A 26,310-nucleotide genomic window follows, 5' to 3' on the forward strand; every position below is an offset into this window, starting at 1 on the left:
CGGCCAAGATCGGCTATGATGACTGATTCTGCGTCGATATCCTGCTATGGCCAAGATCCACACTCACTATGACAATCTGAAGGTGTCGCGTATGGCGCCGCAGGAGGTCATACGTGCCGCCTACAAGGCCCTCAGCCAAAAATACCACCCCGACAAGAATCCCGGGGATGAGAAGGCCGCGCGCATCATGGCCATCCTCAACAGCGCCTACGACACCCTGTCCGACACCCAGCGCCGCAAGGAGCACGACGAGTGGATCGCCGCCGAGGAGTGGGAGATCGAGTGGCTGGAGAGCACCCGCCACGAGGACGGCCAGCGCGGCGACAAGCACCGCCACGATGGCCCGGACCGCGCCTGGCATCCGGAGCACGTCGACGACGCGCCGCGCCGGCCGCGTCCCGGGCGCGACTGGCGCTGGTGGGGCGGCCTGGCCGCCTGCCTGGCGCTGGGCTGGGCCGCCGGCGTGACCATGATGAACGAGCCGCGCATGCTGTCGATGGTGACGGCGGCGTGGGGCGGCAAGACCGGCATCGACGCCAACGCGGCGCAGCCGGCGCGCGGCGGCGCCCGCGACGAGGCCCAGCCCGATCCGCGTCCGGATCCGAAGAGCGCGCTGCGCGACGGCTGGGCCGCGAGCCGTGCCGACGCCGACGCCAAGCCGGCGCCGGTCAAGGTGGTGACCTTGTCGCAGGTGGTGCTGCCGAACGCCGGCGCCGAATGCGACAGCGAAACCCAGACGCTGGTGGCGCCCAACGGCGAGCCGTGGCCGACGCAATCCGGCTACATCGAGGGCTTCCCGGTCGGCAACCGCGGCGACGACATGGCGCTGACGCTGGACAACGCCGGCAACGCCTCGGCGGTGTTCATCAAGGTGTACGACATGGACCGCCATTCCAACGTGCGCTACGCCTTCGTGCAGGCGCACGACAAGCTGCTGGTCGACAAGCTGATCAACGGCAAATACGAGATCCGCTACCAGAACCTGAACGCCGGCGCCAACCCGGCCGGCTGCGGCGGCGCCAACCGCACGGCGGCGGCCGGCGCCGAGGCCGGCGCTACGCCGGCGAGCAACTAGCCAAAGTGTCCTGATGTAAAAACTTGTGGCAGTGTTGCTATCAATTCTTAAGGGGGTTGTCACCGCTGGGGAATCTGATTATGCTAGGTCAATGCGGGCCACGGGCGCCCCTCCAGGAGATTGCGTATGACCGATTCCACCCCCTCTGACGACAACTGGCTGATCGACGAAGACGAAGAGGAAGTCGTGGCCGGAGGTCTGGGGGCGCCGGACACGCGCTCGTGGCGGGTGTTGATCGTCGACGACGACGTCGACGTGCACGCCGTGACCCGGCTGGCGCTGCGCAACGTCAGCTTCAAGGGCCGCGAGCTGGAACTGTTCTCCGCCTACAGCGGGCGCGAGGCCTACGACATCCTGCGCGACACGCCGGACGTGGCGCTGGTGCTGCTGGACGTGGTGATGGAGACCGACGACGCCGGCCTGATCCTGGCGCGGCGCATCCGCGAGGAGCTGCACAATTCGATCGTACGGGTGGTGCTGCGCACCGGCCAGCCGGGCCAGGCGCCGGAGCAGCGCGTGATCATCGAATACGACATCAACGACTACAAGGCCAAGACCGAGCTGACCACGCAGAAGCTGTTCACCACGGTGATCTCGGCGCTGCGCGCCTACGAGAGCCTGAACATGCTGGAGCGCAGCCGCATCGGGCTGGGCAAGATCCTGGCCGGCGCCACCAATCTGTACCAGATCCACTCGCTGCGCGAATTCGCCTCGGGCGTGCTGAACCAGGTCAGCGCCATCCTCGACGTCGGCTCCGACGGCGTGCTGTGCCTGATGCAGGGCGACACCGGCGTCACCAGCGTGGTGGCGGCCACCGGCGGCTACGCCCAGCTGAGCGAGTCGGAGCTGATGCCGACCGCGCACCCGCTGTGGCCGACCATCGCCAAGGCCTTCGCCGAAAAGAAAAGCCAGTTCGAGCATCCGGCCAACGTGCTGTTCATCCACACCCAGGAAAACCGCGAGGTGGCGATTTCAGTGACGCCGCCGTGGCCGCTGGCGCAGATCCAGCGCGACCTGCTGGAGGTGTTCTGCCAGCGCATCGCGGCCGCGTTCGACAACCTGTACATGTTCGGGCAGTTGCGCAAGGCGCAGGAGGCGACCGTGGTGGCGCTGGCCGACCTGGCCGAGTTCCGCGACAGCGGCACCGGCGGCCATGTGCGGCGGGTGCAGATGCTGTCGTCGTCGCTGGCCAACCGGCTGGCCGCGCGCGGCGCCTATCCGGAGCAGATCACGCCGCAGCTGCTGGAGATGATCGGCCTGGCGTCGATCCTGCACGATGTCGGCAAGGTGGCGACGCCGGACCACATCCTGCTCAAGCCGGGCATCCACACGCCGGAGGAGCGGGCCGAGATGCAGACCCACGCGGCGGTGGGCAAATCGATCCTGGAGCGCGCCGCCAACATGGTCGACGGCGTCAGCTACCTGACCTACGGCGCCGAGATCGCCGGCGGCCATCACGAGCACTACGACGGCAACGGCTATCCAAACCAGCTGAAGGGCAACGAGATTCCGATTTCGGCGCGCATCGTGGCGGTGATCGACGTGTTCGACTCGCTGCTGCACGAGCGTCCGTACAAGGAACCGTGGCCGCACACCGAGGTGATGAGCTACATCACCGAGCGCGCCGGCAAGCAGTTCGACCCCGAGGTGGTGGCCGCGCTGCTGGACCTGATCGAGCGCGACCCGAGCATCGGCCGCACCCCCGATTAAACAGCGGTGTCAGTGCCGACATTCGGACACGAGCTGTGCCGTAGCGGCGCTACGGCACAGCTCGTGTCCGAATGTCGGCACTGACACCGGCTATTCGCTCAGCACCATCGCCTCGAACTGCGCCACCGGCATCGGCCGGGCGAACAGGTAGCCCTGCGCCTCGTCGCATAGCTTGGCGCGCAGGAAGTCGCGCTGCGCTTCGGTCTCCACGCCCTCCGCCACCACCCCCAGCCCCAGCGAGTGCGCCAGCGCGATGGTGGCGGCGACGATCACCGCGTCGTTCGGGTCGCTCTCGATGTCCTTGACGAAGCCGCGGTCGATCTTGATGCGGTCGATCTCGAACAGCTTCAGGTAGCTCAACGACGAATAGCCGGTGCCGAAGTCGTCGATCGCCACCTTGATGCCGCGCGAACGCAGCTGGTCCAGCAGCGCGCGGCTGCGCTCCGGATCCTGCATCGCCGCCGATTCAGTGATCTCCAGCTCCAGCAGCGCCGGCTCGATGCCGTGGTCGTGCAGCAGCTTGTCGAGCTGCGGCAGCAGCCCCGGGCCGTGGCACTGCCGCGCCGACAGGTTCACCGCCAGCCGCAGATGCGCCAGCCCCGGCGTGCGCCACGACGCCAGCAGGGCGCAGGCGCGTTGCAGCACCCAGTCGCCCAGCGGCAGGATCAGGCCCGATTCCTCGGCGATCGGGATGAAGCGGTCCGGCCCCACCATGCCCAGCTCCGGATGGTGCCAGCGCAGCAGCGCTTCGGCGCCGATGATGCGCTGCGTCGCCAGCTCGACCTGCGGCTGCAGGTACAGCTCGAATTCGTTCTGCTCCAGCGCCTGCCACAGCCGGTTCTCCAGCATCAGCCGCTCGTGGGTGGCGGTGTTCATCTCGGCCGAGAAGAACTGGAAGTTGCCGCGTCCCTGGCTCTTGGCGGCGTACATCGCGGTGTCGGCGTGGCGCAGCAGCGTGCTGCCGTCGTCGCCGTCCGACGGGAACATGGCGACGCCGACGCTGGCGCCGCTGTGCACCGTCTTGCCCTGCAGGTGGTAGGGCGCGCCCAGCGCGTCGACGATGCGCACCGCGATGTTGGACGCTTCGTCCGGCGTCACCGTGCCGGAGGTGACCACGATGAATTCGTCGCCGCCCAGGCGGGCGATGGTGTCGACCTCGCGCAGCAGTTCCTGCAGCCGCTGCGCCACCGCCACCAGCAGCAGGTCGCCGGTCTGGTGGCCGTGGGTGTCGTTGATCTTCTTGAAGTGGTCCAGATCGATGAACAGCACCGCCGCCGCGCCGTGCGCGCGCCGGGTCTGCGCCAGCAGCTGCTCCAGCCGCAGGTTCAGCGACAGCCGGTTGGCCAGCCCGGTCAGCGTGTCGTGGTGCGCCAGCCGGTGGATGTGCTCCTGCGCCAGGTGCTGCTCGGTCAGGTCGTGCAGGATGGCGACGAACAGGTGCTCGTCCGGCAGCTCGACTTCGCTGACCGACATCGCCAGCGGGAATTCGCTGCCGTCGCTGCGCCAGCCGGGAATCTCGTATTCGTGGGTGACGCCGCAGGCGATCATGCGCAGCATGCCGGCGGCGTCGAGGCCGGCCGCTTCGCCGATGCCGACCGGCAGCAGGCTGTCGAGCTTGAGCGCGGTCATCTTGTCCGGCGCGTAGCCGAACAGCCGCCCGGCCGCCGCGTTGGCCGACAGCAGCACGCCGTCGCCGTCGATGGTGAGGATGGCGTCCGCCGCCTTGTTCAGGATCGCCTGCAGCCGCGCCTCGCGTTCGCGCAGCCGCGCGGTGCTGTCCTTGACCTGGCCCTGGATCCGCGCCCGCTCGCCGCTGATCAGCATCATCAGCGCGCCCAGCAGGCCGGTCAGCAGCAGGCCGCAGGTCAGCACCGTCCAGCTCTGCCAGCCGCGCTGCTGTTGCAGGTAGGCCGGCGTCGGCGCCAGCGTCAGCTCGTAGATGCGGCCGCCGAAATGCAGCTGGCGCTGGAAGTCGGCCGGCGCGGCGGCGCGGTGCAGCGTGTCGTGCACCACGCGCCGCGCGCTGTCGTCGTCGGTGTCCTCGAAACGGACCAGGAAGTGGCCGAATTCGGTGCGCTTCAGCGCCTGCTCCAGCAGGGCCTCGAACTGCATCGAGATCAGCAGCGCGCCGATCGCCTGGTGGCGGTTGGTGTTGGGGTAGACCGTCTGCAGCAGCAGCACGCCGGGGCCGGCGCGCGGCGAGATCAGCTGCAGCGGGGCGGTGGACGTCGGCTGGCCGGACTGGATCGCCCGCTCCAGCGCGGCGCGGCGCTGCGGATCGTGCAGGAAGTCCAGCCCGAGATAGGCGCGGGCGCGTTCCGGCTCGATGAAGGTGGAGACGAAATAGCGCTCGCGCTGGGCGGCCGGCACGAAGCCGCCGGCGCCGACGCGCTGGCGGATCTGGAAGTCCGGCGTCGAGTTGCGCCGCGCCCAGGCCTCGAACCCCGGCCGCTGCTCGCCGGCCACCGGGATCAGCCAGGCCATCGACAGCAGCTCGGGGCGCTGGTCCAGGTAGCCGTGCGCCAGGTTGCCGAAGTCCTCGGTGTTGAGCGCGCGGCGCGGGTCGTTGAGCGCCTTGGCCATGGCGAAGACGAAGCGTTCGTGCTCGCTGAACTGCGATTGCAGCAGGTCGCCGGTCTGCTGCGCCTTGAGGCGGAACGCCTGCAGCTGCTGGTTGTTTTCCCAGCGGTCGGCCTGCAGGTAGATGGCGATGAAGGCGGCCGCCGACAGCAGCAGCGGCAGGCCCACCAGCGTGCGCCGCCGCGCCCACAGCGCGCGCGGGCGGCCGATGACGATCCAGCTCAGCGGCGCCGCCAGCAGGATGCCGATGGTGTCGCCCATCCACCACGCCAGCCAGTCGACGCCGATGCTGCTCCACGACAGGATGCCCAGCGCGGCCATGCCGGCCAGCGAGACCGTGCTGCTGACCACGGTGACGGTCAGGGCCAGCAGGATGAAGCCGACCACGTCCCGTCCGGAGCCGATGGCGGGATCGATGTAGCGGCGGAACAGCACGCTGCCGGCCCAGGCTTGCAGCGCGGCGCCGACGGCGGGCGCGCTGGCGGCCAGCACCGCCAGCGGCGTGATGCCGGCGGCGCTGAGCGCGGGATACACCAGATTGACCGTGAGCGAGCCGAGCGCCACCGCCGGCAGCATGCGGGCGCCGCCGACCACGCAGCCGGCCAGCGCGATGCCGGCGGGAAGAAAGATCGGGGAAGCGTAGCTGGGCGGGATCGCCAGCAGCAGGCCGAGGCGGCCGGCGAGGACATAGGCGGCCAGAAGGCCGAGATTGGCAAGCAGGAGGATGGGCCAGCGACCGCTACGGTTGTTCAAATCCAGGGCTCCAGATGTCACATTGTTTGGTCGATTGTATAGGAAAACATGCAACGTAAAAACAACACTTGCACTTTTGCAGTTGGTGCAGTTAAAATCTCGCCCCGAAGCAGACGGTTAATCACAGCGACGCGATTTAAGTAGTAAAAAACGCGGTGCGGGGTTGACAGGTCGAAGAAGTTGCTTCATACTCTGCGGTTCCTCGCGGAGGGGTGGCCGAGTGGTTAAAGGCGACAGACTGTAAATCTGTTCTCTATGAGTACGCTGGTTCGAATCCAGCCCCCTCCACCAAGTTTTTGCAAGAAGACTGAGTGGCGCAGTAAAAACTGCAGTAAAAACTGAAGTGTGAACAATCCTCGCGGGTGTAGCTCAATGGTAGAGCAGAAGCCTTCCAAGCTTACGACGAGGGTTCGATTCCCTTCACCCGCTCCAGTGTTGTTGCATGCAGATGCGCAAGCAGGGCATCAAATAGCAGTACCCCATAAGCCCTTTTAGCTCAGTGGTAGAGCACTCCCTTGGTAAGGGAGAGGCCACGTGTTCAATCCACGTAAAGGGCACCAGAATTCGCAGTATCCGCAGCACCGCAGCATATATACATACGCAGCATCATCAAGACAGTCGGGCGCGAGCCCAGGCAATCACACCAAATCGTTAGGAGTCTAAAATGGCAAAAGGTAAATTCGAACGGACCAAGCCGCACGTCAACGTCGGCACCATCGGTCACGTTGATCACGGCAAGACCACCCTGACCGCTGCGATCGCAACTGTTCTGTCGAAAAAATTCGGCGGCGAAGCTAAAGCATACGACCAGATCGATGCGGCACCGGAAGAAAAAGCACGCGGCATCACCATCAACACCGCCCACGTCGAGTACGAAACCGCAGCGCGTCACTACGCTCACGTTGACTGCCCAGGCCACGCCGATTACATCAAAAACATGATCACCGGCGCAGCGCAGATGGACGGCGCGATCCTGGTGTGCTCCGCAGCTGACGGCCCAATGCCACAGACCCGCGAACACATCCTGCTGGCCCGCCAGGTTGGCGTTCCATACATCGTCGTGTTCCTGAACAAGTGCGATCTGGTCGACGACGAAGAGCTGCTGGAACTGGTCGAAATGGAAGTTCGTGAGTTGCTGTCGAAATACGAGTTCCCAGGCGACGACCTGCCAATCATCAAAGGTTCGGCACGTAAAGCGCTGGACGGCGACACCGGTCCTCTGGGCGAGCAAGCCATCATGGCTCTGGCCGACGCACTGGATAGCTACATCCCTACGCCAGAGCGCGCAGTCGATGGCGCCTTCCTGATGCCAGTGGAAGACGTGTTCTCGATCTCGGGTCGCGGCACCGTCGTTACCGGTCGTGTTGAGCGCGGTATCGTCAAAGTCGGCGAAGAAATCGAAATCGTCGGCATCACCGACACCGTCAAGACCACTTGCACCGGCGTGGAAATGTTCCGCAAGCTGCTGGACCAGGGTCAAGCCGGCGACAACGTCGGTCTGCTGCTGCGCGGCACCAAGCGTGAAGATGTACAGCGCGGTCAGGTTCTGGCGAAGCCAGGCTCGATCAAGCCGCACAACCACTTCACCGGCGAGATCTATGTGCTGTCGAAAGACGAAGGCGGTCGTCACACCCCGTTCTTCAACAACTATCGTCCACAGTTCTACTTCCGTACCACCGACGTGACCGGTTCGATCGAACTGCCAGCGGACAAAGAAATGGTCATGCCAGGCGATAACGTGTCGATCACCGTCAAGCTGATCAACCCGATCGCGATGGAAGAAGGTCTGCGCTTCGCAATCCGCGAAGGTGGCCGTACCGTTGGTGCAGGCGTGGTCGCTAAGATCATCGCCTAAGGAAATCTGAAGTTGCCACCAGGGGCGTCTCTGGTGGTATAATCGATATCCTTTGTAGTTTTACGTAGGGACGTAGCTCAATTGGCAGAGCGTCGGTCTCCAAAACCGAAGGTTGGGGGTTCGATGCCCTCCGTCCCTGCCACCGTTTTCAGGTGCAGGGCACCGAAAGTAAATTAAATGTCAAATCAATCCGTGCAGACCGTCAGCACGTCGAATGACAAGATCAAGGTTGTGCTGGCAATCGCCGTCGCAATCGCAGGTGTGGTCGGGTTTTATTACCTGTCAGACAAACCAGCTCTCGTACGCGCAGGCGCACTTGTAGCTGGTTTGGCTTTTGCCGTTCTGCTCTTGTGGACTTCGACGACTGGCCGTGAATTCCTGAATTTCGCCAAAGAAGCCGTGCGCGAAACCAAAAAAGTCGTTTGGCCGACGCGTCGCGAAGCGATGCAGATCACCGGCATCGTCTTTGCTTTCGTGCTGGTCATGGCGTTGTTCCTGTGGGGCACGGATAAGACCTTGGAATTCCTGTTGTACGATCTCATTCTGGGCATACGAAAATAATGAACGAAAACGTACAAGATGAAGCGGCAGGCGAAGTTCCAGGCGATGTGCCGGAACAAGAAGTCGCCGCAGCGCCGGTTAGCGTTCCAGTAAGCAATAAACGCTGGTACGTTGTTCATGCGTATTCCGGTATGGAAAAAAGCGTGCAGCGCGCGCTGACCGAGCGCGTCGAACGCGCCGGCATGCAAGAACAGTTCGGCCAGATCCTGGTGCCGACCGAAGAAGTAGTCGAAGTCAAGAACGGCCAGAAATCGGTCACCGAGCGTCGTTTCTTCCCTGGCTATGTGCTGGTCGAGATGGAAATGACCGACGAAACCTGGCACCTGGTGAAGAACACCAACAAGGTCACCGGTTTCATCGGCGGCAAATCGAACAAGCCGACCCCGATTCCAGCGCGCGAGATCGACAAGATCATGCAGCAGATGCAAGAGGGTGTCGAGAAGCCACGGCCGAAAGTGCTGTATGAAGTGGGCGAGCAAGTCCGCATCAAGGATGGTCCGTTCACCGACTTCAACGGCAATGTCGAAGAAGTCAACTACGAGAAATCCAAAGTGCGCGTCTCGGTCACCATCTTCGGCCGCGCGACACCGGTGGAACTTGAGTTCGGCCAGGTCGAAAAAGTATAAGCAGCACCGTTCGCCAGAACGGGCGACGGTGTTAAAACCGGACAAATCTGGCAAAGAGGAGCCCCGCCCTGCAGCATACGCATGGTGGGGCGCTACTACTCATATCCAAGATAGGAGCCATCATGGCAAAGAAAATCATTGGTTTTATCAAGCTGCAAGTGCCAGCTGGTAAAGCAAACCCATCCCCACCGATCGGCCCAGCGCTGGGTCAGCGCGGTCTGAACATCATGGAATTCTGCAAAGCGTTCAACGCGCAGACCCAAGGTATGGAACCAGGCATGCCGATCCCGGTCGTCATCACCGCGTTCGCCGACAAGTCGTTCACCTTCGTCATGAAGACGCCTCCAGCGACCTTCCTGATCAAGAAACACTCGGGCATCACCAAAGGTTCGCCGAAGCCACACACCGACAAAGTCGGCAAGCTGACGCGCGCTCAAGCTGAAGAAATCGCTAAATTGAAAACCCCTGATCTGACCGCTGCCGACCTGGATGCTGCTGTACGCACCATCGCTGGTTCCGCACGTTCGATGGGCATCACGGTGGAAGGTCTGTAATCATGGCAAAACTGTCCAAACGCGCTAAAGCTATCAAAGCCAAAGTTGATAGCACCAAGTCCTACGCATTCGACAACGCCGTCGCACTGATCAAAGAACTGGCCACCGCCAAGTTCAATGAATCGATCGACGTGTCGGTACAGCTGGGCGTGGATCCTAAGAAGTCGGACCAGGTCGTTCGCGGTTCCGTCGTGCTGCCAGCCGGCACCGGCAAAACCGTTCGCGTCGCCGTGTTCGCTTCGGGCGACAAGGCCGAGCAGGCGAAAGCCGCCGGCGCCGATGTGGTTGGTATGGAAGACCTGGCCGAGCGCGTCAAAGCCGGCGACATGCCTTTCGACATCGTCATCGCTTCGCCAGACACCATGCGTATCGTCGGTACCCTGGGTCAGATCCTGGGCCCACGCGGCCTGATGCCTAACCCGAAGGTCGGCACTGTTACCCCTGACGTCGCTACCGCCGTGAAAAACGCGAAAGCCGGTCAAGTTCAGTACCGTACCGACAAAGCCGGTATCATCCACGCGACCATCGGCCGCAAATCGTTCGCCGACGCAGATCTGAAGAGCAACCTGGTTGCCCTGATCGACGCGCTGAACAAAGCCAAGCCAGCATCGAGCAAAGGTATCTACCTGCGCAAGGTCTCGCTGTCGTCGACCATGGGCGCTGGCGTCCGTGTTGACCACGCTACCCTGGCTGCTTAAAAGCTAGCAAATGGGTGTCAGGAGCTGACACGCGCAGCGTGTTAGACCCTGATACCCACAGTACAAGATTAAGTCCTTGCGCTGCAAAGCGCGGGGCAGTTCTTTGGGCTGGTCGTTCCTTCGGGGGCGACCAGGCAATCAAAGACCGTTGGGCTGGATGCATCAGGCAGGCAACCGGTTAATTGAATTTTTCACCCAACGCAGATGGTGTACCCGATCAAGTTTCGTAGTCCATTGGACTCCTAAACCTCGGACGCCGTTGTTCGAACCGATGGCAGGCAGTTTGCCCGTCATCATTTAAGGAGGTTGACCGTGGGTCTCAATCTGAATGACAAAAAGGCCGTCGTCGCCGAAGTTTCCGCAAAAGTAGCAACTGCGCAAACTATCGTCGTGGCCGAATATCGTGGCATCCAGGTTGCTCACTTGACGCAACTTCGTGCCAAAGCGCGCGCTCAAGGCGTGTACCTGCGAGTGTTGAAAAACACCCTCGCACGTCGCTCCGTCGAAGGCACGCAGTTCGCCAGCCTGGCAGACAGCATGACCGGTCCTCTGATCTACTCGATCTCGGACGATGCCGTTGCAGCAGCTAAAGTCATCGCTGACTTCGCTAAAACCAACGACAAACTGGTCATCACCGCAGGCAACTACGCAGGCAAGCAGCTGGATAAAGCAGCTGTTACCGCGTTGGCGAGCATTCCTAGCCGTGAAGTCCTCATTTCGCAGTTGTTGGGCGTTATGCTGGCTCCGGTGTCGGGCTTTGCACGTGGTCTGGCTGCTCTGGCAGCGAAAAAATCCGAAGGTGCTCCAGCTGTTGCCGAAGAAGTGGCAGCAGAAGAAGCCCCAGCCGCTTAATAGCGACCGGTTTTTTCTCAAGTACCAATCTGATGTACTAACGAATCAATAAATTATTGGAGTTTCAAATGGCAATTAGCAAAGACGACATCCTGGCAGCAGTTAGCGAAATGTCCGTAATGGACCTGAACGAACTGGTCAAAGCTTTCGAAGAAAAATTCGGCGTTTCGGCCGCTGCAATGGCTGCTCCAGCAGCTGGCGGCGCCGCTGCTGCGGTTGCTGAAGAGCAAACCGAATTCAACGTTGTTCTGACCGAAATCGGCGCGAACAAAGTTGGCGTGATTAAAGCAGTTCGCGAAATCACCGGTCTGGGCCTGAAAGAAGCCAAAGACGTGGTTGATGGCGCTCCTAAGACCGTCAAAGAAGCCCTGTCGAAAGCTGACGCTGAAGCCGCTAAGAAGAAGCTGGAAGAAGCTGGCGCCAAGGCTGAACTGAAGTAATCAAGTTGTACGGCGGCTAGTTAGCGCCTCGAGCCAAAGCTGCGGATTTCCTTTCGAAAGGGAGGAAATCCGGCTTTGGCTCCTTTGTCGTCCTCGTCGTATTTGTAGCGTTGGTCCGACGTTGCAGTTTTACGCAGTTTTCATGAATCAGCTGGAAATGGTAGAAGTTTCAGGTTTCGTCTGTGTGACATGCAGCCGAACACATTGCTGGAACACTGGCAAAACCTGAATTTTTTATCCTTTCTGTCACTCACGGAGTGTCCATGCACTACTCATTTACTGAGAAGAAACGCATTCGCAAATCATTCGCGAAGCGCGCCAACGTTCACCACGTTCCGTTCCTGCTGGCTACCCAGCTCGAGTCCTACCATAGTTTCTTGCAAGAAGACGTAGCACCGTCGACGCGCAAGAACGACGGCCTGCAGTCGGCCTTTACCTCGATATTCCCTATCGTGTCGCACAATGGTTTTGCGCGCCTCGAATTCCTGTCGTACGTTCTGGGCGATCCCGCCTTCGACGTCAAGGAATGCCAACTGCGCGGCCTGACCTTCGCGTCGCCGCTGCGCGCCAAGGTGCGTCTGGTGATTCTGGACAAGGAATCGCCGACCAAGCCGGTCGTCAAAGAGATGAAGGAACAGGAAGTCTACATGGGCGAACTGCCCCTGATGACCACCACCGGTTCGTTCGTCATCAATGGTACCGAGCGCGTCATCGTTTCGCAGCTGCATCGCTCGCCGGGCGTGTTCTTTGAGCACGACCGCGGCAAGACCCACTCCTCGGGCAAACTGCTGTTCTCCGCGCGCATCATTCCTTACCGCGGTTCGTGGCTGGACTTCGAGTTCGACCCGAAAGACATCCTGTTCTTCCGCGTCGACCGCCGCCGCAAGATGCCGGTGACGATCCTGCTGAAAGCAATCGGCATGTCGCACGAGCAGATCCTGGCGAACTTCTTCGTGTTCGACAATTTCAACCTGCGCTCCGAAGGCGCGGAGATGGAATTCGTCGCCGAACGCCTGCGTGGCGAAGTCGCGCGTTTCGACATCGTCAACAAGGAAGGCAAGACCCTGGTCCAGAAGGACAAGCGGATCAACGCCAAGCATGTGCGCGACATCGAATCGAACGGCATCAAGCATATCTCGGTGCCGGAAGACTACCTGCTGGGCCGCGTGCTGGCCAAGAACATCGTGGATCCGGAAACCGGCGAAGTCGTCGCGTCCGCCAACGATGAGCTGACCGAAGACGTGCTGGGCCGCCTGCGCGAAGCCAACATCTCCGACATCCAGACCCTGTACACCAACGATCTGGACCAGGGCGCGTACATTTCGCAAACCCTGCGCATCGACGACACCGCCGACCAGATGGCCGCCCGCGTCGCGATCTACCGCATGATGCGTCCTGGCGAACCGCCAACCGAAGACTCGGTCGAAGCGCTGTTCAACGGCCTGTTCTACAGCCCGGACCGCTACGACCTGTCGGCTGTCGGCCGCATGAAGTTCAACCGCCGCATCGGCCGCGACGAGCTGGTCGGCGCGATGACGCTGTCGAACGAAGACGTGCTGGCCGTGATCAAGATCCTGGTGGAACTGCGCAATGGCCGCGGCGAAGTCGACGATATCGATCACCTGGGTAACCGTCGCGTACGTTGCGTCGGCGAACTGGCCGAGAACCAGTTCCGCGCCGGCCTGGTGCGCGTCGAGCGCGCCGTCAAGGAACGCCTCGGCCAAGCCGAAGCGGACAACCTGATGCCGCACGACCTGATCAACTCGAAGCCGATTTCGGCCGCGATCCGCGAGTTCTTCGGTTCGTCGCAGCTGTCGCAGTTTATGGACCAGACCAACCCGCTGTCGGAAATCACGCACAAACGTCGCGTCTCCGCTCTGGGACCTGGCGGTCTGACCCGCGAACGTGCCGGCTTCGAGGTGCGCGACGTGCACCCGACCCACTACGGCCGCGTGTGCCCGATCGAAACGCCTGAAGGCCCGAACATCGGCCTGATCAACTCGCTGGCGCTGTACGCCCGCCTGAACGAATACGGCTTCCTGGAAACCCCATACCGCAAGGTCGAAGGTTCCAAGATCACCGACCAGATCGACTACCTGTCCGCCATCGAAGAAGGCCGGTACATCATCGCCCAGGCGAATGCGACCATCAGCGACGAAGGCACGCTGAGCGATGAGCTGGTATCGGCGCGTGAAGCCGGCGAGACCATTCTGGTATCGCCAGAGCGCATCCAGTACATGGACGTGGCGCCAGGCCAGATCGTGTCGGTCGCGGCATCGCTGATTCCGTTCCTGGAACACGATGATGCGAACCGCGCATTGATGGGTGCCAACATGCAGCGTCAGGCGGTTCCTTGCCTGCGCCCGGAGAAAGCACTGGTCGGTACCGGTATCGAACGCACCGTGGCGGTCGACTCGGGCACCACCGTGCAGGCTCTGCGCGGCGGTATCGTCGATTACATCGATGCGGGCCGTGTCGTGATTCGCGTGAACGATGACGAAGCAACCGCCGGCGAAGTCGGTGTCGACATCTACAACCTGATCAAGTACACCCGTTCGAACCAGAACACCAACATCAACCAGCGTCCTATCGTCAAGGTAGGCGACCGTGTCGCCAAGCGCGACGTGATCGCCGACGGCGCATCGACCGACTTGGGCGAGCTGGCGCTGGGCCAGAACATGACCGTGGCCTTCATGCCATGGAATGGTCTGAACTTCGAAGATTCGATCCTGATCTCGGAAAACGTCGTCAAGGATGACCGCTACACCTCGATTCACATCGAAGAGCTGTCGGTCGTGGCGCGTGATACGAAACTGGGCGCGGAAGAAATCACCCGCGACATCTCGAACCTGGCTGAGAACCAGCTGGCTCGTCTGGATGAATCCGGTATCGTCTACATCGGCGCCGAAGTGCAAGCCGGCGACACGCTGGTCGGTAAAGTGACGCCTAAAGGCGAAACCCAGCTGACCCCGGAAGAGAAGCTGCTGCGCGCGATCTTCGGCGAGAAGGCATCGGACGTCAAAGACACCTCGCTGCGCGTGCCATCCGGCATGATCGGCACCGTGATCGACGTCCAGGTCTTCACCCGTGAAGGCATCGTTCGCGACAAGCGCGCGCAACAGATCATCGACGATGAACTGAAGCGTTTCCGCCTGGACCTGAACGACCAGATGCGTATCGTGGAGGGCGATGCCTTCCAGCGTCTGGAAAAAATGCTGATCAACCAGGTCGTCAACGGCGGTCCGAAGAAGCTGGCCAAAGGCGCCAAGATCACCAAGGAATACCTGGCCGATCTGGACAAGTACCACTGGTTCGACATCCGCCCTGCGGACGACGCCGCTGCTACCGCTTTGGAAGCGATCAAGGAATCGATCAACGAGAAGCGTCACCAGTTCGACCTGGCCTTCGAAGAGAAGCGCAAGAAACTGACCCAGGGCGATGAACTGCAACCTGGCGTGCAGAAGATGGTCAAAGTGTACCTGGCCGTCAAGCGCCGCCTGCAGTCGGGCGACAAGATGGCGGGTCGTCACGGTAACAAGGGTGTGGTTTCCCGTATCGTGCCGGTGGAAGACATGCCATACATGGCCGACGGTACGCCGGCCGACGTGGTGCTGAACCCGCTGGGTGTGCCTTCGCGTATGAACGTGGGTCAGATTCTTGAAACTCACTTGGGCTGGGCCGCTAAAGGTCTGGGCATCCGTATCGGCGAAATGCTGGCGGTGCACACCAAGGCCGAAGAGATGCGCAAGTATCTGACCGTGATCTACAACGAAAACGGCCGTCCGGAAGATCTGGACCAGTTCGATGACGAAGAGATCATGAAGCTGGCGAACAACCTGAAAAAAGGTGTGCCGTTCGCGACGCCGGTGTTCGACGGCGCGCACGAGTCGGAAATCCGCCGCATGCTGGATCTGGCCTACCCTGACGACATCGCCCACAAACTGGGTATGACGCCATCGAAGAACCAGGTCACCATGTACGACGGCCGCACCGGCGAAGCGTTCGAGCGCAAGGTCACCGTCGGCGTGATGCACATGCTGAAGCTGCACCACTTGGTCGACGACAAGATGCACGCGCGTTCGACCGGTCCGTACTCGCTGGTGACGCAGCAGCCGCTGGGTGGTAAAGCCCAGTTCGGCGGCCAGCGCTTCGGTGAGATGGAGGTGTGGGCACTGGAAGCATACGGCGCATCGTATGTGCTGCAAGAGATGTTGACCGTTAAGTCGGATGACGTGAACGGCCGTACCAAAGTGTACGAAAACCTGGTCAAAGGTGACCACGTGATCGACGCCGGTATGCCTGAATCGTTCAACGTGCTGGTGAAAGAGATCCGTTCCCTGGGTATCGATATCGACCTGGAACGCAACTAAGACACAAGCACGGGCCCCGCCGGCCTTCGCCGGCGGGGCAGTTTAAAGAATTCATCACTACCTGGAGTGATACATGAAAGCACTGCTCGATCTATTCAAGCAAGTACAGACGAACGAGACCTTCGATGCAATCAAGATCGGTCTCGCGTCGCCTGAAAAAATCCGTTCGTGGTCCTACGGCGAAGTTAAAAAGCCGGAAACCATCAACTATCGTACCTTCAAGCCTGAGCGCGACGGCCTGTTCTGCGCCAAGATCTTTGGCCCGATCAAGGATTACGAATGCCTGTGCGGCAAGTACAAGCGCCTGAAACACCGCGGCGTCATCTGCGAAAAGTGCGGCGTTGAAGTCACGCTGGCCAAAGTGCGTCGCGAGCGCATGGGCCACATCGAACTGGCGTCGCCGACCGCGCACATCTGGTTCCTGAAATCGCTGCCGTCGCGTCTGGGCATGGTCCTGGACATGACGCTGCGCGACATCGAACGCGTGCTGTACTTCGAAGCATACGTCGTGACCGATCCAGGCATGACCCCGCTGAAGAAGTGCCAGATCATGTCGGAAGACGACTACGCCGCCAAGTACGAAGAGTACGGCGACGACTTCACCGCCTTCATGGGCGCCGAAGGTATCCGTGAACTGCTGCGCTCGATCGACATCCACCGCGATGCCGAGACCCTGCGCGTGGAACTGAAGGAATCGAAGTCCGAAGCCAAGATCAAGAAATACGCCAAGCGCCTGAAAGTGCTGGAAGCGTTCCAGCGTTCGGGCATCAAGCCTGAGTGGATGATCATGGAAGTGCTGCCGGTGCTGCCGCCGGAACTGCGTCCGCTGGTACCGCTGGACGGTGGCCGTTTCGCGACCTCGGATCTGAACGATCTGTATCGCCGCGTCATCAACCGTAACAACCGTCTGAAACGCCTGATGGAGCTGCGCGCTCCAGAGATCATCACGCGCAACGAAAAGCGCATGCTGCAGGAAGCGGTCGATTCGCTGCTGGACAACGGCCGTCGCGGCAAAGCGATGACCGGCGCCAACAAGCGTCCGCTGAAATCGCTGGCTGAGATGATCAAAGGTAAGGGCGGCCGTTTCCGTCAAAACTTGCTGGGCAAACGCGTCGATTACTCCGGTCGTTCGGTCATCGTCGTGGGCCCGCAACTGAAACTGCACCAGTGCGGTCTGCCGAAGCTGATGGCCTTGGAACTGTTCAAGCCATTCATCTTCAACAAGCTGGAACTGATGGGCCTGGCCACCACGATCAAGGCGGCTAAGAAGCTGGTCGAGATCCAGGAGCCGGTCGTCTGGGACATCCTGGAAGACGTGATCCGCGAACACCCGATCATGCTGAACCGTGCGCCGACGCTGCACCGTCTGGGCATCCAGGCTTTTGAGCCGGTCCTGATTGAAGGCAAGGCGATCCAACTGCACCCACTGGTCTGCGCCGCATTCAACGCCGACTTCGACGGTGACCAGATGGCGGTCCACGTTCCACTGTCGATCGAAGCACAGATGGAAGCCCGCACGCTGATGCTGGCTTCGAACAACATCCTGTTCCCGTCGAACGGCGAACCGTCGATCGTTCCGTCGCAGGATATCGTGCTGGGTCTGTACTACGCGACCCGCGAAGCGATCAACGCGAAAAACGAAGGCATGCTGTTCCAGGACGTGTCGGAAGTCATTCGCGCCTACGACAACAAGGAAGTGGAACTGACGACCCGCATCACCGTGCGTATCGTCGAGCATCCGAAGGATCCAGTGACCGGCGAATTCGTCCGTACCGTGACCCGTTACGAGACCACGATCGGCCGCGCCATCCTGTCGGAAATCCTGCCGAAAGGTCTGCCTTTCTCGGTGCTGAACCGCGCGCTGAAAAAGAAAGAAATTTCCAAGCTGATCAACACGTCGTTCCGCAAGTGCGGCCTGCGCGCCACCGTGGTCTTCGCCGACCAGCTGATGCAGTCGGGCTTCCGCCTGGCGACCCGCGCCGGTATTTCGATCTGCGTGGACGACATGCTGGTACCGCCACAAAAAGTGACCCTGATTTCGGCTGCGGAATCCGAAGTCAAACAGATCGAGCAGCAGTACGCTTCGGGTCTGGTCACCGCCGGCGAGCGTTACAACAAAGTGGTCGACATCTGGGGCAAAACCTCGGATGAAGTCGGCAAGGCCATGATGGACCAGCTGAAAGTGGAAGACGTCATCAAACGTGACGGCACCAAGTCCACCCAGGAGTCCTTCAACGCGATTTACATGATGGCCGACTCCGGCGCGCGCGGTTCCGCGGCGCAGATTCGCCAGCTGGCTGGTATGCGTGGTCTGATGGCGAAACCGGATGGTTCGATTATCGAAACGCCGATTACCGCGAACTTCCGCGAAGGCCTGAACGTGTTGCAGTACTTCATCTCGACCCACGGCGCTCGTAAAGGTCTGGCGGATACGGCACTGAAAACCGCGAACTCGGGTTACCTGACCCGTCGTCTGGTCGACGTGACCCAGGATCTGGTCGTGATCGAAGATGATTGCGGCACGACCAACGGCACGCTGATGAAGGCGATGGTCGAGGGTGGTGAAGTCATCGAAGCGCTGCGCGACCGTATCCTCGGCCGCGTGGTGGTCAACGACGTCGTCAATCCAGAGACCCAGGCCACGCTGTACGAAGCCGGCACGCTGATGGACGAGGACATGGTCGAAGAGATCGAGCGTCTGTCGATCGACGAAGTCAAGGTACGTACTCCGCTGACTTGCGACACGCGCTTCGGCCTGTGCGCCAAGTGCTACGGTCGCGATCTGGGCCGTGGCATGCTGGTCAACGCCGGCGAAGCCGTCGGTGTGGTCGCTGCGCAGTCGATCGGCGAACCAGGTACCCAGCTGACCATGCGTACCTTCCACATCGGTGGTGCGGCGTCGCGTGCGGCGGTTGCCTCGTCGGTGGAAGCGAAGTCGAACGGTACCATCCGTTTCACCTCGACCATGCGTTACGTCACCAACGGCAAGGGCGCGCAAATCGTCATTTCCCGTTCGGGCGAAGTGCTGATCACCGACGACCACGGCCGTGAGCGCGAGCGTCACAAGGTGCCGTACGGCGCGACCCTGATCGTCAAAGACGGTCTGGTCATCAAGGCCGGTACGGCCCTGGCGACCTGGGATCCGCTGACCCGTCCGATCATCACCGAGTACGCTGGTGTGGTGCGTTTCGAGAACGTCGAAGAAGGCGTGACCGTTGCCCGTCAAGTGGACGAAGTGACCGGTCTGTCGACCCTGGTCGTGATCGATGCGAAGCGTCGCGGTTCGCTGACCAAGACCATGCGTCCGCAGGTCAAGCTGCTGAACGACGCCAACGAAGAAGTCAAGATCGCCGGTACCGAGCATTCGGTGGCGATCGGCTTCCAGGTCGGCGCGCTGATCATGGTGAAGGATGGCCAGGGCGTGTCCGTCGGCGAAGTGCTGGCGCGTATCCCGACCGAATCGCAGAAGACTCGCGATATTACCGGTGGTCTGCCGCGCGTTGCCGAGCTGTTCGAAGCACGTTCGCCGAAAGACGCGGGCATGCTGGCGGAAGTCACCGGTACTGTCGCGTTTGGTAAAGAGACCAAAGGTAAGCAGCGTCTGGAAATCACCGACATGGACGGCAACAAGCATGAGTTCCTGATCACCAAGGACAAGCAAGTGCTGGTGCACGACGGCCAGGTGGTGAACAAGGGCGAGATGATTGTCGACGGTCCTGCCGATCCGCAAGACATTCTGCGTCTGCTGGGTATCGAAGCGCTGGCGCGTTATATCGTTGACGAAGTGCAAGACGTGTACCGTCTGCAGGGCGTGAAGATTAACGACAAGCACATCGAAGTGATTGTGCGTCAGATGCTGCGTCGTGTTCAGATCGTGAATGCCGGCGACACCAACTATATCGTTGGCGAGCAGGTCGAGCGTTCGGAACTGCTGGACGAGAACGATCGTATGGATGCGGAGAACAAGATTCCGGCAACCTATGAAAACGTTCTGCTGGGTATTACCAAGGCATCGCTGTCGACCGATTCGTTTATCTCGGCCGCATCGTTCCAGGAAACCACCCGCGTTCTGACCGAAGCCGCGATCATGGGCAAGCGCGATGGTCTGCGCGGTCTGAAAGAAAACGTCATCGTTGGTCGTCTGATTCCAGGCGGTACCGGTCTGGCATTCCACCGCGCACGCAAAGAAAAAGAAGCGTGGGAAGTGGAAGAGCGTCAAGCTCTGCTGCAGGCCGAGAAAGCCTCGATGTCCGGCGGCGATGTGGAAGCAATCGAAACGGTCGCACCACACGGCGACGAAGCGTAATAGCGTTAATACTACGCAAAACAAAACGGCACCTTCGGGTGCCGTTTTTTTTATTTCGCCTGGTTAAATCGCATGCGGCGCCCGCGCTGGGTGGGTATAAATTGCCGGCGGTTTAGGTGCCAGCAAATAGTTCGTTCATGCTAAGATTTGGCTCATGATCGCTCAAGCCCTCTTCACCCCCGCCCAGCAAAAACTGCTGGGCTTGCTATTTGTACGCGTCAATCAAGGCTTCCACTTGAATGAGATCATGCGCCTGACCGGCCTGGGCAGCGCCTCGGCCCAGCGCGAGCTGAAGCGGCTGCATGAGTCCGGTGTGATCACCTCTGAGCGCATCGGCAATGTGCGGCGCTTCAAGCCAAACAAGGACTGCATCGTCTTCGGCGAATTGAGCGGGCTGGTGAAAAAGACCTTCGGCCTGGTCAGCGTGTTGAATTCCGCGCTGGCGCCGTTGCAACACGTGTTGAACGTGGCCTTCGTTTATGGCGCCACCGCCAAGGAGCAGGAGGGCATGGATACGGCGGTTGAATTGCTGCTGATCGGCGATAACACCAGCTACGGCGAATTGTTATCCCGCCTGCCGGTGGCCGAGCGTTTATTGCGTCGTAAAATCAATCCCAACTTATATTCGATTCCCGACTTTAAGCGCCGCCTGCGCGAACAGCAGCCGTTTATTCTCCAGGTAATCCGCGAACAAAAGATTTACGTCTTGGGCGACGAAACCGATCTGGAAAAGGTCAGCGGCGAAGAATATAACCAGCTCAGCGAATAACTATTCCATCGCCGCGCCGACCCATATCGGTATCTGCGGTTTAAGCGGAAACGATAATGAAAAGCGCGTATATTTACCGGCCAGCGATTCGCAATGAATCTGGCCGCCGAACGCGGTAATCACCCGTCGGCAAAATGCCAATCCCATTCCGGTGCCGCCGCCATGATGGCGCGTGCTATAAAACGGTTCGAATACATGCGGCAACACATCGCTTGGGATGCCGGAGCCGGTGTCGGTCACGAGCAATTGTTTATGGGTGCCGCTGGTAAAGAATTCAATCTCCAATTCACCTTGTCCGGCGGACTTGATCGCATGCAGCGCGTTCTTGAACAGATTGTATAAAACATATACCAGCAGCACATCGGAACCGAAAAAGGTGAAATCCTCGCCGCCCCGCACCACCACCTTGTCGCGCATCGAGCTTTCAAACGGATAACTGGCCAGCGCTTCATCGACGCATTTCTTGATCGAATGATTGGAAAAATCACTGCGACTCAGCGCCCCGGCGCGCGCCGAAGCCAGCATCATGTCGACAATGAAATTGGAACGGCTGATCTCCGCCTCGATGTAGTGGCTCAGCTTGCTGAGGTAATCCAGTTGCGCCGCCGGCAATACCGCGTCGATGTGGCGGTGCTCGACCGCGCTCTGATAGCCGGCCAACAAGTCCGGCAGGCACTTCGCCAGTATCCGCGACTGGTTGCGGATCGTCGCCAGCGGCGTGCGCATTTCGTGGGCGATGGTGGCGGCCACCTCCATCGGATCGGCCAGCAGGTTGTGGCGCACCATCGCCTGCGCGATCAGGCCGAGGCTGGTCGCGACGAACAACACACCCGGCGGATAGAACTGCACCCCGTAGTTGCACAGGTAATCGACCGACGCGAAAAAATAGATCAGCAGGCTGACCAGACAGTAGCGCAGCCGCGTCTTCTCGGTCGACACCGCCTGCGCCTGGCGCCGGTACAGCAGCCACAGCCCGCGTCCGACCACCAGCCCGGTCTGTGCCAGGTGCAGCGGGTGCAGCGGCCCCGCCTTGGGGTAGAAGCCGAAGAAATAGGCATACACGCCCGCGACCATCCAGTCGCTGCTCACCAGGATTACGCCCAGCAAACCCGCCACGAGGTAGGACAGCTCCACCCAGCGCCGCTCGCCGCGCTGGGCCGTCAGCTCGGCGATGAAGTGGTACAGGGTGGTCGGCAGGAACAGGATCAGCAGATAGCCGAGCTTGGCCAGCGACCGCGCCTCATGCTCGTCCTCGGTCTGGAACAGCACGGCCCAGGTGAACTGCCAGCAAAACGTGGTGACGCACAACATGAAGAATGTCAGGCTGATGCGGCTGACCCCGCGCGAATGCAGCACGTAGGCGCCGTAGCACAGGAAAAGCAGGGAGACCACGGCCGGCAGGAGCGAGTGCATGGACTGTTCTCATGGGGTTGGATAATTGCCAAGTATTGCGCTTGTCGGCGCGCCCCGCTTGTATATCGCGGCTGCCTTTGCGCCAGATCAAATGATGGCGATTCAAACCCGTTCTAGTGACTGGGCCCGACTTCCGGGCATCCACTCACCATTAAAGGGGAAATCTCATGTTGCTGCACGCTACCGAAGTAGAAATGTCCGAAATCAACGCCGCCGCGGCCGCCAACGCCAGGCAGACGTTCACCCATGCCCTGACGATTTATCTGAAGGATTCGAATGCCTACGGCAATACCTACTTTGCGCGCTACTTCGAGTGGCAGGGCATTTGCCGTGAGAAGTGGTTCTTCGATTGCATCTCGCGCGACATGCTGCAGAACGAGGGGGTATTCATCACCAAGCACGCGGAGCAGGATTATTTGCAGGAGACTTTCCCGTTCCAGGAGATCCATTGCGAACTGAACGCGTTTGACGTGAAGAAGTGCTCGTTTTGGCTGGAGTTCCGCTTCTTCGCCGATGGCAAGCCAGTTTCGGTGGGGCGTCAGCAGATCGTGTTCGCCAACCATGCGAAACAGATTTCGGCCTTGCCGGAGCTGGTGATCAAGCGTATCAAACGTTACGCTAAATAAAGGAGGGCGGGTCGCATCAAACGGCGACCCGCTTTTTGGCATTACTGCTGCGACGCGATCCAGCGATCGACTTTTTCTTCCAGCAGGGCCAGCGGCAAGGTGCCGTCGCCCAACACCACCGCATGGAATTTCGGCAGGCTGAACTTGTCGCCCAGCGCCTTGGCGGCGCGCTCGCGCAGCTCGACGATTTTCAGCGAACCGATCTTGTAGCCCAGCGCCTGGCCCGGCCACGCCATGTAGCGCTCGGTCTCGCTCTTGGCCACCACGTCGTAGCCCAGCGTATCGCTCATGTACTTGATGCTTTGCTCGCGGGTCCAGCCTTGCGCGTGCATGCCGGTGTCGACCACCAGGCGGGTGGCGCGCAGCAGCTCGTCGTTCAGGTGGCCGAAGAACTGCGCCGGATCGTCGAACAAGCCCATTTCCTTGCCCAGCGTTTCCGAATACAGCGCCCAGCCTTCGGTGTAGGCGTTGTTGCCGCCGAACTTGCGGAAGTCCGGCAGGTTCAGCTCCTGCATCAGCGCGATGTGGAAGTGGTGGCCCGGCTTGCCTTCGTGCAGGAACAGCGTGGTCATGCCGGTGCTGCCGTACTTGGTCGGATCGTTGACCACCGACCAGAACACGCCCGGACGCGAACCATCGCCGGCCGGCGCGGTGTAGTGGTCGGAAGCGGTGGCGCGGCTCAGTTCAGGTTCCAGGCGCAGGTCCAGCTTGGCCTTCGGCTGCAGCGTGAACATCAACGGCAGCTTGGTGTCGAGCACGTCGTTGAGCTTGTGGTAGACCGCCTGCACTTCCTCTTCCGTCTTGAACGGATAGAACTTCGGCTGCGCGGCGACCCAGACCGGCAGGCCGGCGGCGGGACCGGTGTAGCCCAGCTTCGGACCCAGCACTTCGAACTGGGCCTGGATGCGCGCCACTTCCTTCAAGCCGATGGCGTGGATTTCGTCGGGTTTGAGCGACGTCGTCGTCGCGTTGGCGACACGCGCCTGATACCAGGCGGCGCCGTCCGGCAGCGCGCCGAGGCCGGTCGAGGCGCGGCAGGCCGGGATATATTCCTTTTCGACGAAGGTCGCCAGGCGGGCCAGCGCCGGCATCACCTTGTCGGCCACGGTCTTGCGGTAGGCGGCGGTCAGGCGCTGCTTGTCGGCGTCGGAGAAGGATGCCGGCAGCTTGGTGATCGGGGTGTAGAAGATATTGCTTTCCGGCGTGGCGCTGACCAGCTTCTGGAACGCCGGCAGGCCGGAAATCATGATCGCCTTCGGCTGCGTGATGCCTTTCTTCATGCCTTCGCGCATATTGAAGATGGCCTGGTCGATCCAGGCCGGCAGTTGCGTCACGCGGCTCAGGTAGGCGTCGTATTCTTTGACGGTGCCGATCGGTTGCGAGGCTTCGCCGCCGGCGTAGTTCGCCAGGCTGACCGGCACGCTGTCCATCTGGTTGATCGGCAACAGGTGCTCGGGGAAGCGCTCCATCGCCAGCAAGCCTTTCAGCTCGTAGCCGAGGATGTCGTAGTTGATGCGGTCGCCGTTGTCGAGCTGCTCGCGCTTGATGGTGTTCAGGCGCGCCGCGAACTGGCGATACAGCTTGAATTGCGCGGCGCGCTTGGCCGGCGCGATACTCATGCCCAGCTGGTCGTCGAAGCGGTTGTCGCCGTTCTCGGTGGCGCCGATCGGCTCGAAGCGGGCGGCGGCGTCGTAGTATTGGTCGGCCAGGGCCAGCAGCGCCTTGTGCGCCGGCGCCGCGCTGGTTTGCGGCGCAACGGTGGCCGCCGTTGCGGCGATGCTGTGGGGAGCGGCGGCGAACGCCAGCGTGAGGGCGGCGACCACGGCGGCCAGACGAATTGGATGCTTCATATTTGTTTCCCGGTTTATATGATTGGAATCAAGCGGCGCTAAGCATAAGGCATAGCGCGCCGGCCGGGAAAGAATTTTGTATCAAGCCGCCGCTTCGGCGAAACGGCTCTCGTACAGCGCCGCCACCAGATCGGACTGGGTGATGATGCCGGCAAATCGCTGCTCTTCGTCGACGATCAGGATGTGATGGAAACCGGAATCCGCCATCAGCGGCACCACGTCGACGATCGGCGTATCGACCCGCGCGGTGCTCGGATGCTGGGTCATGATCTGGCCGACAACTTCGGCTTTTTCGCTGTGACTGACGCCGGTTTTGCGCAGGAAGCGGTGCAGTTGCTGGCGGATGCCGCTGTAGTCGTCGAGGCCGCCGTGCTCCAGGAAATCGCTTTGGGTGACGATGCCGATCACGCGGCGCGCGCGGTTGAGCACCGGCAGCGCCGTCAAGCGGTGCGAGCGCAGCTGCTGCCACGCTTCCTCCAGGCTGGTGCCGAACTCCGCGCTGACGATGTCGCGCGACATGATGTCGGCGCAGTGGATGATGCCGAAGCGGCGCTGGTAGGCGCGCTGCTCGGTCTGCATGAACAGCGATTCCAGATCGTCGCGGCTGATGTCCAGCACCTGGTTGTGCTGCTTCAGCACCGCGTCGAGATCTTCCGGGCGGAAGCCCAGCCGCACCGTCGGCACCTTGTCGGCGGTGCCGTGCGGATTGGGATGCGCCGCTTGCTGCGTGTGCGGATAGCGCCGCCCGGTCAGGTTGTTGTACAGGATCGCCATCGCGACCAGCACCACGGTATTGACCAGCACCGTGCTCAGCACGAAACCGAAGCCCGCCGCGTGCACCACCGGTCCGCCGATCACCGTGGTCAGCGCCATCGCGCCGCCGGGTGGATGCAGGCAGCGGGTGACGAACATGGCGGCGATCGCCAGGCCGGTCGCCAGCGCGCCCAGCAGCGGCAAGGACAGGGCGTCGCCGCACCAGCGCACGCAGGCCACACCGACCAGGCCGCTGACGACGTTGCCGCCGATGGCCGACCACGGCTGGGCCAACGGACTGGCCGGCAGCGCGAACAGCAGCACGGCGGAAGCGCCCATCGGCGCAACCATGTAGATGGCGGCGCCCGGCGGCAACAGGAAGTGACTGAGCAGGGCGGTGATCAGCAGGCCGCACAGCGCGCCGGCGGCGGCCCGCAGCTGTTCGCGCCGGCTGGCGGTGGTGGGGCTGGGCAGCCAGCGTTCGAGGAAGGCGCGCATGGGGTAAATGAGGTATTAGGA

17 protein-coding genes and 4 tRNA genes are annotated in these 26,310 nt (G+C 61.3%); 17 read left to right on the forward strand and 4 right to left on the reverse strand.

Annotation, left to right across the window (positions count from 1 at the left end; translation table 11 throughout):
- Nucleotides 1–46 precede the first annotated feature (46 nt).
- Nucleotides 47–1,075 carry a J domain-containing protein gene (locus GW587_RS25605; RefSeq protein ID WP_166107728.1) on the forward strand — a complete coding sequence of 343 codons (1,029 nt, stop codon included), beginning with the start codon at nucleotides 47–49 and terminating at the stop codon, nucleotides 1,073–1,075.
- A 126-nt stretch (nucleotides 1,076–1,201) separates the two neighbouring features.
- Nucleotides 1,202–2,785: a DUF3369 domain-containing protein gene (locus GW587_RS25610; RefSeq protein ID WP_166107729.1), complete on the forward strand. Its 1,584-nt coding sequence runs from the start codon at nucleotides 1,202–1,204 to the stop codon at nucleotides 2,783–2,785.
- Nucleotides 2,786–2,875: 90 nt separating this feature from the next.
- Here the strand turns inward: GW587_RS25610 and GW587_RS25615 are convergent, their stop codons facing one another.
- Nucleotides 2,876–6,118 carry an EAL domain-containing protein gene (locus GW587_RS25615; protein ID WP_166107730.1) on the reverse strand — a complete coding sequence of 1,081 codons (3,243 nt, stop codon included), beginning with the start codon at nucleotides 6,116–6,118 and terminating at the stop codon, nucleotides 2,876–2,878.
- A gap of 206 nt (nucleotides 6,119–6,324) precedes the next feature.
- Between GW587_RS25615 and GW587_RS25620 the strand changes: the two genes are divergently transcribed.
- The 14 genes from GW587_RS25620 (at nucleotide 6,325) to GW587_RS25685 (ending at nucleotide 21,149) form a co-directional block, all read left to right on the forward strand.
- Nucleotides 6,325–6,409, forward strand: a tRNA-Tyr gene (locus tag GW587_RS25620).
- 67 nt (nucleotides 6,410–6,476) lie between these two features.
- Nucleotides 6,477–6,550 (forward strand) — tRNA-Gly (locus GW587_RS25625).
- A gap of 53 nt (nucleotides 6,551–6,603) precedes the next feature.
- Nucleotides 6,604–6,678 (forward strand) — tRNA-Thr (locus GW587_RS25630).
- Nucleotides 6,679–6,782: 104 nt separating this feature from the next.
- Nucleotides 6,783–7,973 carry an elongation factor Tu gene (tuf, locus tag GW587_RS25635; protein WP_166107731.1) on the forward strand — a complete coding sequence of 397 codons (1,191 nt, stop codon included), beginning with the start codon at nucleotides 6,783–6,785 and terminating at the stop codon, nucleotides 7,971–7,973.
- 66 nt (nucleotides 7,974–8,039) lie between these two features.
- Nucleotides 8,040–8,115: transfer RNA gene (locus GW587_RS25640), tRNA-Trp, on the forward strand.
- Between the two features lie 35 nt (nucleotides 8,116–8,150).
- On the forward strand, nucleotides 8,151–8,534 hold the full coding sequence (gene secE, locus GW587_RS25645) for a preprotein translocase subunit SecE (protein ID WP_166107732.1): 384 nt from the start codon (nucleotides 8,151–8,153) through the stop codon (nucleotides 8,532–8,534).
- Nucleotides 8,534–9,160 carry a transcription termination/antitermination protein NusG gene (gene nusG / locus GW587_RS25650; RefSeq protein ID WP_166107733.1) on the forward strand — a complete coding sequence of 209 codons (627 nt, stop codon included), beginning with the start codon at nucleotides 8,534–8,536 and terminating at the stop codon, nucleotides 9,158–9,160. The genes secE and nusG overlap by 1 nt, the downstream gene beginning before the upstream one ends.
- A 122-nt stretch (nucleotides 9,161–9,282) precedes the next feature.
- Nucleotides 9,283–9,714, forward strand: coding sequence for a 50S ribosomal protein L11 (gene rplK / locus GW587_RS25655; RefSeq protein WP_166107734.1), 432 nt, complete (start codon nucleotides 9,283–9,285; stop codon nucleotides 9,712–9,714).
- Between the two features lie 2 nt (nucleotides 9,715–9,716).
- A complete protein-coding gene (gene rplA, locus GW587_RS25660; protein ID WP_166107735.1) occupies nucleotides 9,717–10,412 on the forward strand; it encodes a 50S ribosomal protein L1 in 696 nt (231 codons plus the stop codon).
- A gap of 312 nt (nucleotides 10,413–10,724) precedes the next feature.
- Nucleotides 10,725–11,264, forward strand: coding sequence for a 50S ribosomal protein L10 (gene rplJ, locus GW587_RS25665; protein WP_166107736.1), 540 nt, complete (start codon nucleotides 10,725–10,727; stop codon nucleotides 11,262–11,264).
- A 68-nt stretch (nucleotides 11,265–11,332) separates the two neighbouring features.
- Complete coding sequence (rplL, locus tag GW587_RS25670) at nucleotides 11,333–11,704, forward strand: 50S ribosomal protein L7/L12 (RefSeq protein ID WP_166107737.1); 372 nt, start codon at nucleotides 11,333–11,335, stop codon at nucleotides 11,702–11,704.
- A 263-nt stretch (nucleotides 11,705–11,967) separates the two neighbouring features.
- On the forward strand, nucleotides 11,968–16,074 hold the full coding sequence (gene rpoB, locus GW587_RS25675) for a DNA-directed RNA polymerase subunit beta (protein WP_166107738.1): 4,107 nt from the start codon (nucleotides 11,968–11,970) through the stop codon (nucleotides 16,072–16,074).
- A 73-nt stretch (nucleotides 16,075–16,147) separates the two neighbouring features.
- Nucleotides 16,148–20,380 (forward strand): DNA-directed RNA polymerase subunit beta', encoded by a 4,233-nt coding sequence (rpoC, locus tag GW587_RS25680; RefSeq protein ID WP_166107739.1) that lies wholly within the window; start codon nucleotides 16,148–16,150, stop codon nucleotides 20,378–20,380.
- Nucleotides 20,381–20,534: 154 nt separating this feature from the next.
- Nucleotides 20,535–21,149 (forward strand): helix-turn-helix domain-containing protein, encoded by a 615-nt coding sequence (locus GW587_RS25685; protein WP_166107740.1) that lies wholly within the window; start codon nucleotides 20,535–20,537, stop codon nucleotides 21,147–21,149.
- Here GW587_RS25685 and GW587_RS25690 read toward each other — a convergent pair whose 3' ends face one another.
- Nucleotides 21,150–22,562, reverse strand: coding sequence for a sensor histidine kinase (locus GW587_RS25690; RefSeq protein WP_166107741.1), 1,413 nt, complete (start codon nucleotides 22,560–22,562; stop codon nucleotides 21,150–21,152).
- Nucleotides 22,563–22,729: 167 nt separating this feature from the next.
- Here GW587_RS25690 and GW587_RS25695 point away from each other — a divergent pair, with 167 nt between their 5' ends.
- On the forward strand, nucleotides 22,730–23,188 hold the full coding sequence (locus GW587_RS25695) for an acyl-CoA thioesterase (RefSeq protein WP_166107742.1): 459 nt from the start codon (nucleotides 22,730–22,732) through the stop codon (nucleotides 23,186–23,188).
- A gap of 41 nt (nucleotides 23,189–23,229) precedes the next feature.
- Here the strand turns inward: GW587_RS25695 and GW587_RS25700 are convergent, their stop codons facing one another.
- Both GW587_RS25700 and GW587_RS25705 read right to left on the reverse strand, forming a co-directional pair.
- Complete coding sequence (locus GW587_RS25700; protein WP_166107743.1) at nucleotides 23,230–25,038, reverse strand: DUF885 domain-containing protein; 1,809 nt, start codon at nucleotides 25,036–25,038, stop codon at nucleotides 23,230–23,232.
- Between the two features lie 81 nt (nucleotides 25,039–25,119).
- Complete coding sequence (locus GW587_RS25705) at nucleotides 25,120–26,289, reverse strand: HPP family protein (RefSeq protein ID WP_166107744.1); 1,170 nt, start codon at nucleotides 26,287–26,289, stop codon at nucleotides 25,120–25,122.
- Nucleotides 26,290–26,310 lie beyond the last annotated feature (21 nt).

The sequence above is a fragment of the Duganella aceris genome, assembly GCF_011090165.1.
Lineage (GTDB): Bacteria > Pseudomonadota > Gammaproteobacteria > Burkholderiales > Burkholderiaceae_D > Rugamonas > Rugamonas aceris.

Bases quoted from the DNA above. Each gene is read 5' to 3' on its own strand.
- GW587_RS25605 (WP_166107728.1), top strand. From the start codon at position 47: ATGGCCAAGATCCACACTCACTATGACAATCTGAAGGTGTCGCGTATG.
- GW587_RS25610 (WP_166107729.1), top strand. From the start codon at position 1,202: ATGACCGATTCCACCCCCTCTGACGACAACTGGCTGATCGACGAAGAC.
- tuf (WP_166107731.1), top strand. From the start codon at position 6,783: ATGGCAAAAGGTAAATTCGAACGGACCAAGCCGCACGTCAACGTCGGC.
- secE (WP_166107732.1), top strand. From the start codon at position 8,151: ATGTCAAATCAATCCGTGCAGACCGTCAGCACGTCGAATGACAAGATC.
- nusG (WP_166107733.1), top strand. From the start codon at position 8,534: ATGAACGAAAACGTACAAGATGAAGCGGCAGGCGAAGTTCCAGGCGAT.
- rplK (WP_166107734.1), top strand. From the start codon at position 9,283: ATGGCAAAGAAAATCATTGGTTTTATCAAGCTGCAAGTGCCAGCTGGT.
- rplA (WP_166107735.1), top strand. From the start codon at position 9,717: ATGGCAAAACTGTCCAAACGCGCTAAAGCTATCAAAGCCAAAGTTGAT.
- rplL (WP_166107737.1), top strand. From the start codon at position 11,333: ATGGCAATTAGCAAAGACGACATCCTGGCAGCAGTTAGCGAAATGTCC.
- rpoB (WP_166107738.1), top strand. From the start codon at position 11,968: ATGCACTACTCATTTACTGAGAAGAAACGCATTCGCAAATCATTCGCG.
- rpoC (WP_166107739.1), top strand. From the start codon at position 16,148: ATGAAAGCACTGCTCGATCTATTCAAGCAAGTACAGACGAACGAGACC.
- GW587_RS25685 (WP_166107740.1), top strand. From the start codon at position 20,535: ATGATCGCTCAAGCCCTCTTCACCCCCGCCCAGCAAAAACTGCTGGGC.
- GW587_RS25690 (WP_166107741.1), bottom strand. From the start codon at position 22,562: ATGCACTCGCTCCTGCCGGCCGTGGTCTCCCTGCTTTTCCTGTGCTAC.
- GW587_RS25695 (WP_166107742.1), top strand. From the start codon at position 22,730: ATGTTGCTGCACGCTACCGAAGTAGAAATGTCCGAAATCAACGCCGCC.
- GW587_RS25700 (WP_166107743.1), bottom strand. From the start codon at position 25,038: ATGAAGCATCCAATTCGTCTGGCCGCCGTGGTCGCCGCCCTCACGCTG.
- GW587_RS25705 (WP_166107744.1), bottom strand. From the start codon at position 26,289: ATGCGCGCCTTCCTCGAACGCTGGCTGCCCAGCCCCACCACCGCCAGC.